The sequence below is a fragment of the Mesorhizobium sp. Root695 genome (genome assembly GCF_001428185.1).
In the GTDB taxonomy this organism is placed as follows: domain Bacteria; phylum Pseudomonadota; class Alphaproteobacteria; order Rhizobiales; family Rhizobiaceae; genus Mesorhizobium.
Genome location: NZ_LMHO01000023.1, coordinates 410,308 through 423,680 on the forward strand (window position 1 = coordinate 410,308; position 13,373 = coordinate 423,680).

11 protein-coding genes and 1 pseudogene are annotated in these 13,373 nt (G+C 65.3%); 3 read left to right on the top strand and 9 right to left on the bottom strand.

Annotated elements, in window-relative coordinates; translation table 11 throughout:
- Position 1: 1 nt before the first annotated feature.
- The 3 genes from ASD99_RS21100 (at position 2) to ASD99_RS21110 (ending at position 2,944) form a co-directional block, all read left to right on the top strand.
- Entirely contained in the window at positions 2-1,120 is a 1,119-nt protein-coding gene (locus tag ASD99_RS21100; protein WP_056591129.1) for an ABC transporter ATP-binding protein, read from the top strand.
- Between the two features lie 29 nt (positions 1,121-1,149).
- Complete coding sequence (locus tag ASD99_RS21105; protein WP_057144763.1) at positions 1,150-2,532, top strand: NAD(P)/FAD-dependent oxidoreductase; 1,383 nt, start codon at positions 1,150-1,152, stop codon at positions 2,530-2,532.
- Between the two features lie 139 nt (positions 2,533-2,671).
- Positions 2,672-2,944, top strand: coding sequence for a cupin domain-containing protein (locus tag ASD99_RS21110; protein ID WP_244497859.1), 273 nt, complete (start codon positions 2,672-2,674; stop codon positions 2,942-2,944).
- A gap of 17 nt (positions 2,945-2,961) precedes the next feature.
- Here the strand turns inward: ASD99_RS21110 and ASD99_RS21115 are convergent, their stop codons facing one another.
- The 9 genes and pseudogenes from ASD99_RS21115 to ASD99_RS21155 form a co-directional block, all read right to left on the bottom strand.
- On the bottom strand, positions 2,962-3,228 hold the full coding sequence (locus ASD99_RS21115) for a BrnA antitoxin family protein (RefSeq protein WP_056591121.1): 267 nt from the start codon (positions 3,226-3,228) through the stop codon (positions 2,962-2,964).
- Between the two features lie 96 nt (positions 3,229-3,324).
- Positions 3,325-5,997, bottom strand: coding sequence for a nitrate reductase (locus ASD99_RS21120; protein WP_057144764.1), 2,673 nt, complete (start codon positions 5,995-5,997; stop codon positions 3,325-3,327).
- A 3-nt stretch (positions 5,998-6,000) separates the two neighbouring features.
- Complete coding sequence (gene nirD / locus ASD99_RS21125) at positions 6,001-6,330, bottom strand: nitrite reductase small subunit NirD (RefSeq protein WP_056591111.1); 330 nt, start codon at positions 6,328-6,330, stop codon at positions 6,001-6,003.
- A 64-nt stretch (positions 6,331-6,394) separates the two neighbouring features.
- The gene (gene nirB, locus ASD99_RS21130) at positions 6,395-8,845 is read right to left on the bottom strand and encodes a nitrite reductase large subunit NirB (protein ID WP_057144923.1); all 2,451 of its coding nucleotides are present in this window, start codon (positions 8,843-8,845) and stop codon (positions 6,395-6,397) included.
- Between the two features lie 19 nt (positions 8,846-8,864).
- Positions 8,865-10,106 (bottom strand): MFS transporter, encoded by a 1,242-nt coding sequence (locus ASD99_RS21135; RefSeq protein ID WP_413813946.1) that lies wholly within the window; start codon positions 10,104-10,106, stop codon positions 8,865-8,867.
- A gap of 112 nt (positions 10,107-10,218) precedes the next feature.
- Entirely contained in the window at positions 10,219-10,410 is a 192-nt protein-coding gene (locus ASD99_RS21140) for a hypothetical protein (RefSeq protein WP_057144765.1), read from the bottom strand.
- Between the two features lie 398 nt (positions 10,411-10,808).
- Positions 10,809-11,225: pseudogene (locus ASD99_RS21145) on the bottom strand (ABC transporter ATP-binding protein); the annotation flags it as partial.
- A 203-nt stretch (positions 11,226-11,428) separates the two neighbouring features.
- A complete protein-coding gene (locus ASD99_RS21150) occupies positions 11,429-12,673 on the bottom strand; it encodes a CmpA/NrtA family ABC transporter substrate-binding protein (RefSeq protein WP_057144766.1) in 1,245 nt (414 codons plus the stop codon).
- A gap of 2 nt (positions 12,674-12,675) precedes the next feature.
- Positions 12,676-13,278 (bottom strand): ANTAR domain-containing response regulator, encoded by a 603-nt coding sequence (locus tag ASD99_RS21155; protein ID WP_057144767.1) that lies wholly within the window; start codon positions 13,276-13,278, stop codon positions 12,676-12,678.
- Positions 13,279-13,373 lie beyond the last annotated feature (95 nt).

The following is a 13,373-nucleotide window of genomic DNA, read 5'->3' on the forward strand; positions in this document are numbered from 1 at the left end:
GATGTCTGCGTCCAACACCAGGGAACGTGGCGCGGCCATCGACATCATGGGCGCCACCAAGCGTTACGGCAATTTCACCGCGCTCGACGATGTGAGCCTGCATATCGAGCCGGGCGAGTTCATGACGCTGCTCGGACCCAGCGGCTCGGGCAAGACCACCACGCTCAACGTCGTGGCGGGCTTCACCGACCTCACCTCCGGCGATCTTGCGGTTGGCGGCAAAAGCATTGTCGCCCTGCCTGCGCACAAGCGCAACATCGGCGTCGTCTTCCAGCACTACGCGCTGTTTCCGCACATGACCGTCGGCAAGAACGTCGCCTATCCCCTCACCTTGCGCGGCATGGACAAGCAGGCACGCGACCGTCTCGTCGTGCGCGCGCTGGACATGGTCAAGATGGCCGACTTCGCGCATCGCTATCCCTCGGAGCTCTCCGGCGGCCAGCAACAGCGCGTGGCGCTGGCGCGTGCCATCGTCTTCGATCCGCCTCTGCTCCTGATGGACGAGCCGCTCGGCGCGCTCGACAAGAAACTGCGCGAATGGCTGCAGCTGGAGATCAAGCGCATCCACCGCGAACTCGGCACCACCTTCGTCTATGTGACGCATGACCAGGAAGAGGCGCTGGTTCTGTCCGACCGGATCGCCGTGTTCAACCAGGGGCGCATCGAACAGGTGGGAACCGGCCGCCAACTCTATGACGAGCCGACGACGTTGTTCGTGGCGAAGTTCATCGGCGAATCGACCAGTTTGCGTGGCGCTGCCCAGACGTCCGGAAACGAGACCAGCCTGACGATCGCCGGCCAGAAGATCGTTGCCGGCGGCAAGCTCGCCGGCGGCCGCAAACCAGTGGTCCTGCTGCGGCCGGAAAAGCTCTCGCTCGCTGGCACCAACACGCCTCCCGCCTCCGGGCAGAACAGCCTCACCGGCGAGGTCAGCGAAGCGATCTATCTGGGGTCGGGTTCGAAATACCAGGTGACGCTTCGCGACGGCTCGGTCGCCATCGTACGCTCGTCGCTGGAAGCCACCCCGTTCTCGATTGGTGACACGGTCGATCTGCGCTGGTCTGTCGTCGATGCAAAACTTCTTGCCGACGATGACCGCGCCGACATGACGATGACCTGACCGCTTTTTTCCCCGCAGGATTTTTAGACATGGACGCCAAAGTCAACGGCAACGTCTCGTTCTGGTATGCCGACATCGGCCTGCCGGCCTATCGCGCGCCGCTCCCGGGCGACCTCGAAGCCGATGTCTGCATCGTCGGCGCCGGCTACACCGGCCTGTGGACGGCCTACTATCTGAAGCAGGCCGATCCTGCGATCCGCATCGCCATCGTCGAGCGGGAGTTCGCCGGCTTCGGCGCGTCGGGCCGCAATGGCGGCTGGCTGTCCGGCGGCTTCAGCTGGTCGCGCGAGAAATATCTGCAGACCTCGACGCGCGGCGCCGTCATCGACATGGAAACCGCGATGCATGGCACGGTCGATGAAGTGATCAAGGTGACCGAGGCCGAAGGCATCGATGCCGACATCCGCCGCGTCGACAATCTGACCGTTGCCACCAACCCGCCGCAGCTCGAACGGATCAAAGCCGCCTATGCCGATGCGATCGGCTGGAGCGTACCGCAGGACCGCGTCAGCCTGATTGGCCAGGCAGAGGCCAAGGCCCGCATCAACATCAAGAATGTGCTTGGCGGCTATATCCATCACGGCACCGCGCGCGTGCAGCCGGCCAAGCTGGTGCGCGGGCTCTCCGAAGCCGTCGAGCGGCTCGGCGTGCCGATCTACGAGCAGACGACAGTAACCGGCATCGAGAAGGGCAAGGTCACGACGAACCGCGGCACCCTGCGCGCGCCGATCATCATCCGCGCCACGGAAGGTTTCACGGCCGGCTTACCAGGCAATGAGCGGCTCTGGCTGCCGCTCAACAGCGCGCAGATCATCACCGAGCCGCTGCCGCAATCGCTGTGGGACGAGATCGGCTGGGAGGGCCACGAGCTTCTGGGCGACGCCGCGCACGCCTATTGCTACGCGCAGCGCACCAGGGAAGGCCGCATCACCATGGGCGGACGCGGCGTGCCCTATCGCTACGGATCGCAAACGGATGTGCGCGGTCAGACGCAGCAGGCGACCATCGAGAGCCTGCACGCGATCCTCACCCGCCTGCTACCGCAGACAGCCAAGCTTCGCATCGACCACGCCTGGTGCGGCGTGCTTGGCGTGCCGCGCGACTGGTGCACGACATCAGGTCTCGACCTTGAAACCGGCATCGGTTGGGCCGGCGGCTATGTCGGGCTCGGCGTGTCGAGCTCCAACCTGTCGGGCCGCACGCTGCGCGACCTCATCCTGCGCCGCGACACCGAACTGACCCGCCTGCCCTGGGTCAACCGCAAGGTCAGCAAATGGGAGCCCGAGCCGATGCGCTGGCTCGGCGTCCACTCGATGTATCAGCTCTACCGCGTCGCCGACGAACGCGAGGAAGCCGGCCTCCAGCACACGTCGAAACTGGCCGCGATCGCCGACCGCATCACAGGACATTGAGCCTTCGGAGCGATTCCAAAAACCTTCTGCATTTTCAGTGCCTGCCCGGAGACCGCCATGACCGACTTCCAGACCTTCGCCCATCTCGCCTCGATCGACCTCGGCGAGCCCGAGCCCAAGCCGACCTCGATCAGCGGCGATCAGTCCGAAGCGTCGAAGACGCTGTGGACCTCGCCGGACGGCACGCTGGAAGTCGGCGTGGGAGTGCACAGCAGGCCGCTTCACCGCCTCGCGCGACAGCAATTCCGAAACCTGCCACATCGTTTCGGGCCGCGTCTCGCTGCACGGTCCCGATGGCCGCAGCGAGGACGTCGGCCCAGGCGAAATGCTGGTGCTGCCGAAAGGCTGGAGGGGCGAATGGACGATCCACGAGAAGACGCGGAAGCTCTATATCCTGCACTTCGAGGCGTGAGCCGGCTGGAACAGGCGCTACTCGTCGTCTGAACGATTGCCCTCGGTGCCAGCAGGCTTGCCTTCTATCGCCTGCCGCAAGGCATCGTTGATGCGGTCCTGCCAGCCGGGACCGTCCTCCTGGAAATGGTCCAGCACGGCGCGGTCGATCCGGATCGAAACAAGCTCCCTGACGCCTGGAGCGGCCGATGGTTCACGAACCGGGGCGGCCGGCTTCTTCACCGGCTTGAAAGCCGCTTCGGCGGCCGTCATCGGATTTGTCGGTCGGCGCGGAGGAATTGCCATTGGATGACCCTGACTGGAGACGATTCGTGCGCGACGCGGCACGCTTGCGCCACCATAGCCCAACCAGCGCCGTCGCGCGGGCCCCTGGTCAGACAATCACTCGGCTGCTTGAAGACTCTGTGCGTCGATGATGACCCTGATCTCGGCGCGGCAGGAGCCGCAATTCGTGCCGGCATGCAGGGCCGCGCCGATGGCCCCGACGCTGCCGCAGCCGCGGCGCACCGCTTCCGCGATCTGGTTGGCGCCGACGCCGAAGCAGGAGCAGACGATGGCGCCGCGATCGAGGTCGATCCCGCCCGGCCGTCCGGCCACGATAGCCAACCTGGCGCGGCGATCGACATGTTCGGCACTCAACTGTTCCGCCGCCCAGCCGCGCGACACGGCGACCGGGCCGGGGGCCACGAACAAGGCCCCAGACAGTTGATCGCCGTCGAAGGTGGCGATGCGATGCTGGCCGGCGTCGCGGTCATGATAGGCGAGGATTTCGGCGCCCGGCGACGCGCCGAACAGTGAGCCGGCAAAGCCGGCCCAGTCGATGTCGTCATCAGCAAAGGCAAGCTCGACCCGCCAGCCGCCCTTGCATTTGGCAACGGCCCAGTAAGTCGCGCCAACCGGCTCCGGCCGCTGCCGCGTCACCGCGAAGCCGAAGGCCTTTGCGGCGAATTTCTCGATGCGGGCGGCGACATGTTTCAGCGCCGGCTGACCGGAAATGGGATCGGTCAGCGGCGCGGTCAGCGTGTCGAGCCGGCCCTTTGCCGAAAACTGATCGGTCCAGTGCATCGGTGCAAACAGGCTGCCCTGGCGCTGGCGCGCCGTCACCAGCGCGCGCACCAGCACGTCGCCGCGCGGGCTGGAAACGCGCACGATGTCGGCGTCGCCGATGCCGAAGCGCAGCGCATCCGCCGGATGGATTTCAACGAAGGGCTCGGCGATATGCTGGGAAAGCCGCGGGCTTTTCCCCGTCCGAGTCATGGTGTGCCATTGGTCGCGGATACGACCGGTGTTGAGGATCAGCGGATAGTCGGGACTGGTGCGGACTTCCGTGGTGGGCCGGATGGCGACGAAGCGCGCCTTGCGGTCGGGTGTGAAATAGCCGCCGTTGGCGAAGAAGCGGGTGGGTTGGAGCCCAGTCGTGCTGCTCGGCGCCGGCCACTGGAACGACTCAAGCGCCTCATACCCCTCCGCATCAACTCCGGCATAAGCACCAATATCGAAATCCCGCGCGCCGTCATTCTCGAACCCCGACAGCGCCGCGTGTTCGGCGAAAACCTCGGCCGGCGCCTCATAGGAAAACGCCTCGCCAAACCCCATCCGCTTGCCCACCTCGGCGACAATCCGCCAGTCGGGCAGCGCCTCGCCGGGCACGGGCAAAAAAGCGCGCTGGCGTGAGAGGCGGCGTTCGGAATTGGTGACGGTGCCGTCCTTCTCGCCCCAGGCGGCGGCGGGCAGCCGGACATGGGCGTGGCGGACGGTGTCGGTCTGGGCCAGCACGTCCGACGCCACGACGAACGGGCACGCCTTGATCGCCGCCTCGACGGCGCCGGCGTCCGGCATCGAATCGGCCGGGTTGGTGGCCATGATCCACAGCGCCTTGATGCGGCCGTCGGCCACCGCCTGGAACATCTCGACCGCCTTCAGGCCGGTTTTTTCGGCCACAGTCGGCGCGTCCCAGAAGCGCTGCACACGGTCGCGATGGTCGGGGTTTTCGATCTCCATGTGAGCGGCCAGCATGTTGGCCATGCCGCCGACCTCGCGCCCGCCCATGGCGTTGGGCTGGCCGGTCACGGAGAACGGCCCTGCCCCTGGCTTGCCGATGCGGCCGGTGGCCAGATGGCAGTTGATGATGGCGTTGACCTTGTCGGTGCCCGAAGACGACTGGTTCACCCCCTGGCTGTAGACGGTCACCGTCTTCGCCGTCGCCGCGAACAGGCCGTAGAAGCGGCCAAGTTCGTCCTCGCTCAGGCCCGTGGCGGCGGCGACGCCGGCCAGGTCGAGCGCGGATGCAGCGAAAAGCGCTTGCCCGAAGCCGGTCGTGTGCGTCGTGATGTAGGCGCGGTCGAGCGCATTGTGCTGGCCGAGATAGGCGAGCAGGCCGGTGAACAGGGCGACGTCGCCATCCGGCGCGATCGCCAGATGCATATCGGCGATGTCAGCGGTCATGGTGCGGCGCGGGTCGACCAGCACGATCTTCATCTCCGGCCGCTTTTCCCGGGCCGCCGCGATGCGCTGGTAGAGCACGGGATGGCACCAGGCGAGGTTGGAGCCGACCAGCACGATGAGATCGGCAAGCTCCAGGTCGTCATAGGTTCCCGGCACGGTGTCGGAGCCGAAGGCGCGGCGGTGGCCGGCAACCGTGGAGGCCATGCAGAGGCGCGAATTGGTGTCGATGTTGGCCGAGCCGACAAAGCCCTTCATCAGCTTGTTGGCGACGTAATAGTCCTCGGTCAGCAACTGGCCGGAGACATAGAAGGCGACCGCATCCGGGCCGTTCTCGGCGATAGTTTGCGAGAAGGTCGTTGCGACGAGGTCGAGCGCCTCGTCCCAGCCGGAGCGGCGGCCGTGGATCTCCGGATGAAGCAGCCTGCCGTCGAGATCGATGGTCTCGGCCAGTGCCGAGCCCTTGGAGCACAGCCGGCCGAAATTGGCCGGATGGTCGGGATCGCCGCGGACGGACACTTGCCCGTCCGCGGCGACCTTCGCCAGCACGCCGCAACCCACCCCGCAATAGGGGCAGGTGGTCCTCACCTCGCGCGCTTCGCCGATCTCCATGGTTCAGGCCGCGCGGCTGGCCAGCGCTTCCAGCGCAATGAACAGACGCTCGCCTTCGACCCGCACCGGAATGGTGCGCACCGCGCCCTCGTCGGCGCCGAGCGCTTTGCCCGTCTCCAGCGAAATCACCCAATTGTGCAAGGGACAGGTCACCGCAGTGCCGTGCACGATGCCCTGGCTGAGCGGTCCGCCCTTGTGCGGGCAATGATCGTCGATGGCGTAGACCTGATCGTCGGCGGTGCGGAAGACGGCGATTTTCCCCTCGGGCGTGGCGACGCAGCGCGCGCCGCGGCAGGGGATGTCAGAGATGGAGCCGATTGATACCCAGTTCATCTAGATTTCCTTTTTGCGCGTGTTCATGACCGAAAACCGGTTTCCACTTTTCGGGAACACACGCTCACTCCGCCGCCTGCGCAAACCCGACCGAGGCCATCGGCCGGAATTCGTGCTTGTCCTTGCCTGAAACGCGTTCCGACCACGGATCGACCTGGGCGAATTTCTGGCTGAAGACGAAGCGCTCGTAATAGGCCCTGCGCTTGTCGCCATCGTCCATGATCTGGCGCTTGATCTCGGGGATGCCGATGCGCTTGGCCCATTTGTAGATGCGCTCGAGATAGCGGCCCTGCTCGCGATACATCTGCGTCAGCGCCACGATATGCTCCAACGCCTCGTCCTCGGTCCTGACCAGGCCCAGCACCTCGGTGCCCTTGATGTCGAGGCCGGCCGCCCCGGCGAAATGGATCTCGTAGCCGCTGTCCACGCAGATGACGCCGACATCCTTGCAGGTCGCCTCGGCGCAGTTCCTCGGGCAGCCCGACACCGCCATCTTGACCTTGGCCGGCGTCCACGAGCCCCACATGAATTTTTCGATGCGGACGCCAAACCCCGTCGAATCCTGCGTGCCGAAGCGGCACCAGTCGGAGCCGACGCAGGTCTTCACGGTGCGCAGGCCCTTGGCATAGGCATGGCCGGAGACGAAGCCGGCCTGGCCGAGATCGGCCCACACCGCCGGCAGGTCCTCCTTGCGGATACCGAGCATGTCGATGCGTTGGCCGCCGGTGACCTTGACCATCGGGATCTCGAACTTGTCGACGACGTCGGCGATGGCGCGCAGTTCGGCGGCATTGGTGACGCCGCCCCACATGCGCGGCACCACCGAATAGGTGCCGTCCTTCTGGATGTTGGCGTGGACGCGCTCGTTGATGAAGCGCGACTGGTAGTCGTCGGCATAGTCGTCCGGCCAATCGCAGACGAGATAGTAGTTGAGCGCCGGCCGGCATTTGGCGCAGCCGCAAGAGGTCGTCCATTCCAGTTCCTGCATGACGGCGGGAATGGTCTTCAGGCCCTTGGCCTTGATCAGCCGGCGCACCTCGTCATGGCCGAGGGTGGTGCAGGAGCACATCGGCTGCACGGCGGCGGGGTTGTACGTGTCGCCGAGGGTCAGCACCATCAGCTTCTCGACCAGGCCCGTGCAGGAGCCGCAGGAGGCGGACGCCTTGGTATGAGCGCGCACATCGTCCAGCGACGTCAGCCCCTTCCCCGTAATCGCGCCAGTGATCTTTCCCTTGCAAACGCCGTTGCAGCCGCAGATTTCCGCATCATCCGGCAAGGCTGCAACGGCCGCCATAGGGTCCAGGGGGGCACCCCCCTGGTATGACTGGCCGAAGATAAGCGTGTCGCGCATCACCGATATGTCGGTCTGCTTCTTCTTGAGGTCGTTGAACCAGGCGCCGTCGGCCGTCTCGCCATAGAGTACGGTGCCGATGATGCGGTCGTCCTTCAGCACCAGCCGCTTGTAGACACCGGCCGACGCATCGCGCAGCACGATTTCCTGGCGGTCGTCGCCATCAGCGAAATCGCCGAGCGAGAACAGCTCGATCCCTGTGACCTTGAGCTTGGTCGGCGTGTCCGAATGGACGAAGGCAGCAGCCTCGTCGCCGGCCAGTTGGCTGGCAGTGACGCGCGCCATCTCATAGAGCGGTGCAACCAGGCCATAGACCTGGCCACTGACCTCGGCGCACTCACCGAGCGCATAGATGTCGGGATCGTTGCTGCGCATGCCGGCATCGACGACGATGCCGCGATTGACGGCAATGCCGGCTTCCTTGGCGATTGCGGCGTTCGGCCGGATGCCGACCGCCATGACCACCAGCGTCGCCGGAATGATAGTTCCGTCGGCAAGCTCCACCTGCTCGACCTTGCCGTTGCCAGTGATCGCCTGGGTGTTGGCCTTGGTGATGACCTTGATGCCGCGTTCTTCAACCGCGCGCTTCAGGAGGTAGCCGGCGGCGGGATCGAGCTGGCGCTCCATCAGCGTCGGCATGACATGCAGCACGGTGACGTCCATGCCTTGCGCGTTGAGGCCGGCCGCGGCCTCGAGCCCGAGCAGGCCGCCGCCAATGACCACAGCCTTGGCCCGCGACTGGGCGGCAAGCATCATGGCCCGGACGTCGTCCAGATCGCGATAGGTGAGCACGCCCGGCAAATTGTGGCCCGGCACCGGGATGATGAACGGCACCGAGCCAGTGGCGATGACCAGCTTGTCGTAAGGCTCGGTCACGCCATGATCGGAGGTGACGGTCTTTGCCTGCCGGTCGATGGCAACGATCTTGTGGCCCTTGTAGAGGGTGATGCCGTGCTTGATGTACCAGCCGTCGCCATGGATGATGATCTCCTCATAGGCCTTTTCGCCCGACAGAACCGGCGACAGCATGATGCGGTCGTAGTTCACGCGCGGCTCGGCGTTGAAGATGGTGACCTGGTAGCGCCCAGGCGCCTTTTCCAGGAGATGCTCCAGCATGCGCCCGGGGGCCATGCCGTTGCCGATGATGACGAGTTTCTCTGTCATGTTCTGATCCACTCCGGTCTCACTCAGCCGCGTAGGAAAGGGCTGAAGCTTCGGCAGACGCCGTGCGCTCCATCCGCCGGATGGAAAAATGCATCCAGGCAAAGCAGGTGGCGACGATGACGAAGAGCAGCATGAAGCAGCTCGACCAGACGCCGGTGAGGTCGTTGAGCGCGCCGAAGGCGATTGGCAGGATAAAGCCGCCGAGCCCGCCAATCATGCCGACAACGCCGCCGACCGCGCCGACGCTCTGCGGATAGTAAGCCGGGATGTGCTTGTAGACGGCGGCCTTGCCAAGGCTCATGAAGAAGCCGAGCACGCAGGCAACGGCTATGAAGGCGAGCGGGCCGATCTCGAAATGGAAGGCGATCGGCCCGCTGATACCGCGCACGACGTAGTCTGCCGAGGGGAGAGACAGAACGAGAGTCGCGACGGCACTGACAGCGAAGGTCCAGTAGAGCACGGTGCGGGCGCCGATCCGGTCGGAAAGCACGCCGCCATAGGCGCGGAAAATACTTGCCGGGATCGAATAGGCCGCGCCGATCATGCCGGCGGTCGCAAGCCCGAAGCCGTAGACGCCGATCAGATAGCGGGGCAGCCACAGCGACAGTGCGACGAACGCACCAAAGGCGAAGAAATAGTAGAACGCGAAGCGCCAGACCTGCAGGTTCTTGAGCGGCGCGAATTCCTGCCAGAAGCTTCTCGCGGGCGCAGCCTTGCCGGCGCGGCGCTCGCGGATGACCGGATCGTCGCCGGTCGTGAACCAGAAGACGGCAGCCATGACGATGAGTGCTGCCGCCCAGATCAGCGCGACCGACTGCCAGCCCCAGGAGAGAAGCACGAACGGCGCCAGGAACTTGGTGACCGCGGCCCCGACATTGCCGACGCCGAAAATGCCCAGAGCAGTCCCCTGTTTGCCGGCGGGGAAGAAGCGCGAAACATAGGCGACACCGACGGCGAAGGAACCGCCGGCGAGCCCGACACCGAGCGCGGCGATCAGCATCTGCCCGTAGGTGTGCGCAAAAGCCAGCAGGAAGGTCGCGGCCGCGGCCGCAAGCATGGTCGCGGTGTAGACCAGCCGTCCGCCAAAACGGTCGGTCCAGACACCCAGCATCATGCGCACGAGCGAACCGGTGAGGATTGGCGTGCCGACGAGCAGGCCGAATTCCGTCTCGTTCAGCCCGAGTTCCTGCTTTATGCGGACGCCGATGATTGAAAAGATCGTCCACACCGCGAAACAGACGGTGAAAGCGATGGTGGACATCACAAGCGCTTGCCGGGGCGCACTGTCCTGGCTGGGCGCGGCTGGGAGATTTGCGGTCAATGTCTGGCTCCGGTTTGCGGCGTGGGAGGCACCGCGGATGTTTTGTGGTGAATCAGCGACGCGGCATCGCTGCGTGCACCGAGACCGGTGCCGCCACGGTTAGGTCCCTGCTTTCGGTCTTGGCGCCGACGGGAAACAGCAGGAGTGCCGCGGCGAACAGCGCCGCCGTCAGCGCGCTGCTGGCCAGAAAATCGCGACGCATGAAGTCCGAGTGGGACGCGCCAGTTCCGATCCGTTTCGTCATTCGTCGTCTCCGGTTGGGCGCCGCGTGGGACCAGCGCCGTCGATTGCGTCAAAACAAAAAAGCCGCCAGCCAGGTCTTCGCGCGCCCGTCCATCCGGGATCGCGTATTGACCTGAGCAGCAGCTTTGCCTGTGGCGCCCACCATTGGACGCCGTGTCACTTGGCCCTTGCGGACCTACATCTTGAAAAGCAGGAAGCGTGCCAATTCGACAGCGCTCTGGATTATCGAATGAAATCAATGTGAACCGCAGCCGCGCGACTTTTGACCACGTCCTGCAGGGGATCAAAGATTAGTCAGAATGCCTTGCACGGCAGCATAATATTTGTGCAATGCGGCAGATTGCCCATTGCCGATGCAGATTGCCATTGCCGATGATGACGCGTTTTTCCGTCATGGCCTTACTCAGCGGCTTCGACGAAGCGGTGGCGTTCGTAGAGGAACTTCAGCACCGCCTCGCGGCAGCGCAGGAAGGTGCGGTCGGAAGAGAGTTCGACGCGGCGGCGCGGCCGGGCGAGCGGCACGGCAAGCACCTCGCCGATGGTCGCCGCCGGACCGTTGGTCATCATGACGATGCGGTCGGAGAGCAGCACCGCCTCGTCGACATCATGGGTGATCATGAGCGTCGTCGAGCCGAGCCTGGAATGGATGTCCATCACCGCATCCTGCAGATGGGCGCGAGTCAGCGCGTCGAGCGCGCCGAACGGTTCGTCGAGCAGCAGGATCTTCGGCTCCATGGCCAGCGCCCGGGCAATGCCGACGCGCTGCTTCATGCCGCCCGATATCTCGGTCGGGCGCTTGTCCTTCGCATGCGCCAGTCCTGATCCGTTTCGTCATCGTCGTCTCCGGTTGGGCGCGGTTCGGGATCCGCGTCGTCGATTGCGTGTTGATCAAAACAAAAAAGCCGCCGGCCAGGTCTACGCCTCCGGGTGACCGGGAGCGCATTAACCTGAGCGGCAGCTTTGCCTGTGGCGCCCGCCATTGGACGCCTGTTCCGTGACCCGCGAAGGGCCTGTCTATTTCAAAGCAGGAACCGTGCCAGGGCCGATTTCTGGCCGGCAATGTAGGCGTCGATCTCGTCAGGGTCGAAGATCTGGCCGTCGAAGAAACCATCTGGGCCGAGCACCAGGCCGGCCCCTGTCGCGCCGACCGCGGTGGCCAGGCGCAGCGCGCCCTCGACTTTCGAATTGGCGCCGGGAAGTGCGACACCAAGCGGCTTCAGCGCCGAGCGGTAGAGGTCGGGCCGGTAGCAGTCGCGAGCAATGGCGAGATTGTCAGGCGTGTGCGCCACGTGCCCCCAGCGCACCATCTGCGTGTAGTACCACAGCGCATGGCTCTTCCACGGAAAGTTCGCCGCCTTGTCGAAGGGCACGAAGAAGTCGTCGATATCCAGCTCCGCCCCGCCGCCCAATTGGAGATGTCCGGTCAGGATCGGCATCTGGACGGCCGGCGGCAGGCCAAGGATGCCGGGCTGCGCCATCACAGCGGCCAATTCGCCATGGTTGGCCGGATCCTGGCACCAGCGCGCCGAGTGATGCAGCGCGCGCAGGAGCGCGGCCAGTGCCTCCGGGTTTTCGTCAGCCCACGCCTTGCGCACGCCGATCACCTTCTCCGGGCTGTTGCGCCATATCTGCGCCTTGACGGTGACGATATGGCCGGTGCCGGCGGCGACCGAAGCGCTGTTCCAGGGTTCGCCGACGCAGTACCCGTCGATCCGGCCGGCGGCCAGCGCGTCGGCCATGAAGGGCGGAGGCACGATGACGATCTCGATCTGCCGCTCTGGATCGATGCCGCAGGCGGCGAGCCAGTAGCGCAGTTCGTAATTGTGCCCGGAATGGGGATGCACGACGGCAAAGCGCAGCGGGTCGCGGCCGGCCGCCGCCCGCTCGCGGATGAGCGCGCCAAGGGCGGCACCGGCGCGCGCCGGATCGAGGTCGGCCACGGCGCCATGCGCCGCCATCCCTTCCCACGCGGCGTTGGAGATGGTGACGCAATTGCCGCCGAGCCCGAGCGAGAACGGCACGATGGTTTCCGAGGCGAGCGGCGTCAGCCCAAGATTGCAGGCGAGCGGCATCGGTCCCAGCATGTGCGCGAGATGGAAGTGGCCGATGGCGATGCGGTCGCGGACGTTGGCCCAGGACGTCTCGCGGTGCAGCGTAAGCTCGATGCCTTCGCGCGCGGCGAAGCCAAGCTCGCCGGCCGCGACCAGCACGGCGCTGTCGAAAAGCGGCATGAAGCCGGCGGTGATCTGGTGCGCGGCGCCCATGCTCATTCGTCCTCCGCCGGTCCCAGCAGCCCGGCGGCGGTCACCAGGCTCTGGGCGATGTCGCTGATCTTGCGGTTCTGGTTCATCGCTGTCTTGCGCAGCAGCGTGTAGGCGGCCTCTTCGGAGAGGCCACGCGACTTCATCAGGATGCCCTTGGCGCGATCGATGACCTTGCGGCTCTCGAGCTCGCTGCGCGCCTCTTCCAGCTCGCGCGCCATGCGCGAAAAAGCGTTGAAGCGGCTGACCGCCATGTCGAGGATCGGCTTGACGCGCTCCTGCCGCAGACCGTCGACGACATAGGCGGACACGCCGGCATCGACCGCCGCCTCGATGGAAGCCTGGTCGGAGCGGTCGACGAACATGGCGATCGGCCGTTTCACCGCGCGCGAAAGCTGGAACATGTTTTCCAGCATGTCGCGGTTCGGATTTTCGAGATCGATGACGATGACGTCGGGCTCGATCTCGGCGATCCGCCGCGCAATGCCAGCCACGTCATGGATGACGGTGACCCGCTCATGGCCGGCCTCGCGCAACCCCGCCTCGATGATTGCGGCGCGGATGCGGTTTTCGTCGATCACCAGGACGGCGAGAGAAGTTCGGACCATGCCTGTATTGTGACCAAGCCAAGGAATTGTGCAATGCGGTATGATTGAACAAGCCCGACATTCGCTGATCGCGGCGCAGGCGCCTACTCCACAGC